The 2,304-nt window shown below is 38.5% G+C and carries 1 pseudogene; it reads right to left on the bottom strand.

The features are described 5' to 3' along the window. Positions 1–110: 110 nt before the first annotated feature. Positions 111–2,293, bottom strand: a pseudogene (locus CXY28_RS08510) (competence protein). Positions 2,294–2,304 lie beyond the last annotated feature (11 nt).

The following is a 2,304-nucleotide window of genomic DNA, read 5'->3' as shown; positions in this document are numbered from 1 at the left end:
TTCTGCGTAGGGTTATCCACAATCATAGCCACAGCGTTCAGGTGGCTTAAAGCAACCACCAACAACAGAATAAGGGATTTTTTTAAAAAAGTCTTTAACGCTTCCATACCTTATCCTTGAAAAGGCCTATAAATCAGTCTTTGAGCACAAGAAATTTTATTGTCATGCCAACGATACCAATTCTTACCAATCTTTGTGCTTTCACTCCAAATGTTATATTGAGAGCAAAAGCCTTCATTCTGATTGAGGTAGTAATTAGACCAATCAATATAGCCTTGCGATTGTTTAAGATCATTATCCTTGTAATAGCCTTGATGGATTTCTACATACTTCAAATAATCATTACTCAAATGCAATTCGTTTTTTAAAACGCTTTGAGTCCTGTTGATGGTGGTTTGAGTGGTGATAAGATTATAGGTTGTGGGGCTTTCATTATCTTGGGCGGGGCGCAAATAAGGTTGAGTGGTTTGAGTGGTAGTGGTTTTGTAAGTGGCGCTCCAATCGGTGATACTAGGATTAGTATGGAAATATTGCGGTTGGCAACGATTAATTCCATAAGGTTTTTGGCATTGTTCTTTCTCACCATAATTCTTTCTTTCTATCCTAAAATAATGGCTTGTAGTAATATCGCTTAAGACTTTAGAGCTGGACACACCCATTACATAAGGACTAACAACCGCACCACTCTTAATCCCTGCTTCAAAATTACAGGGCGTAACTTCTACCCATTCGCCATTAAGCTTGTTATGGCTTTTTAACATTGTAGGTCTTTTGGCTTCTAATTTAGCGTCATTGTATTCCCATTGACCGCATGCAAATTCTTGATATTGTGAGCTTAATTGGGTAGCAATCCCACGATTTAAAATCTGTTGTTTGTTAGGGTTGCTAGGATCATTGTAATACTGATCTACTATAGGCGTTAAGGTTTGGGTTTTATCATTTTTTTCATACCTAACAATCCTGTCTTGCACCCTTGCATAATCGCTGCAAGGCACAGCGACATGGATTAGATTATCCATCCCACGAAACACGATTTCAGTTTGGAAGGTTTGAGTTTCCCCCATACCATAACCTTTAGCGCTTGTGGTTTGTAAGGTGCATTTGCTGTCATCTTTGTAAAGTTGCATGGCATATTGAGCGCCTTGTAAATCCACACAACCACCGATATTTTGCGTTTTATTTTCCCTATCTACTAGTAGTATTGCGTTTGCTTGATAGCCTTGCCGGCTTCAAAATCGTATCTATAAGCGCATTTAGTGTCATCTCTTAAAGCGTTCATAGAAATACAAGAGCCATCTTTAGCGATAACATCTAGTTTCATCGTGTTGTTAGGGCTTAACTCAGGCGCTTTACAATACTGGCTAGAGTAATTGTTTTCTTGCGAGTTAGGATTAGTGGCACTATTAGAACTACTGCCATTAGTTGGGCTAGTGGTGTTAGTAGGATTATTGGAATTGTTTGTGTCTCCATTACCAAAAGGAATAGGAAAAAGTCCCCCATTCCCTAACCCCCCACCACTTGAGCTATTATTATTAAAATTGTCATACCCTCCTGTGTTATTGTTAGTAGAGCCATGATTAGTGAAATTATTCTCATAACCCCCTACAGAGCCACCGCTTGAAGAGCTAGAGCCATTCACCCCATCCACCCCTAACACGCCATCTGTATCAATACCACTGCCTATTGCATTATTATTTGAATTATTCCCACTGCTCCCATTTATCCCATAGCCATTGCTCCCATTTGCGCCATCTTTACCATTGATAGCGTTATTGTTAGGGCTATTAGGATTGTTATCGTAAGCGGAACTATCAGAGCCATTACTAAAAGGCGTGTTAGCATACATAGGGTCATTGGTAGCGTTAGTTTGAGCGATGTTTTCTAGCTTTTGGTATTCTTTTTCACTAATACCTAAAATCTTAGCCACTTCTTCAGCATTCTCGCCTTTTAAAACAAGGATGGTGGATTTTTTAATCTTGGTGCTAGGAGGTATTTTTAAACTGGTTTTAGCGCTACTAGTCAAAGGAAACGATTGATTATTTCTTAAAAGACTGGTGATTTCTATATCTATGCTGTTAGTTGCATTGTTTCTAAAATAAAACCCATGAGCTTCTACTTTAAACACCCTCTTGCCTAACACCACCCTGCTTTCTATCGCTCCATTAGGCAAATTAGCGTCAATTTCTTTAGTGGTGATAATGCTTAAAGCATAGGCTGGACTGAGCAAACCTAATAAAAACGCTCCTAGAATAAAGCAGAAAAATAAAAAATGGTTATATGGATAAGTTTTCATTTGTTTTTGTT

The organism is Helicobacter pylori (assembly GCF_002832345.1).
Taxonomy (GTDB): Bacteria; Campylobacterota; Campylobacteria; order Campylobacterales; family Helicobacteraceae; genus Helicobacter; species Helicobacter pylori_CP.
The sequence above is the reverse complement of the archived record's forward strand: the minus strand, read 5'-3'. Positions and strand labels throughout refer to the sequence as shown.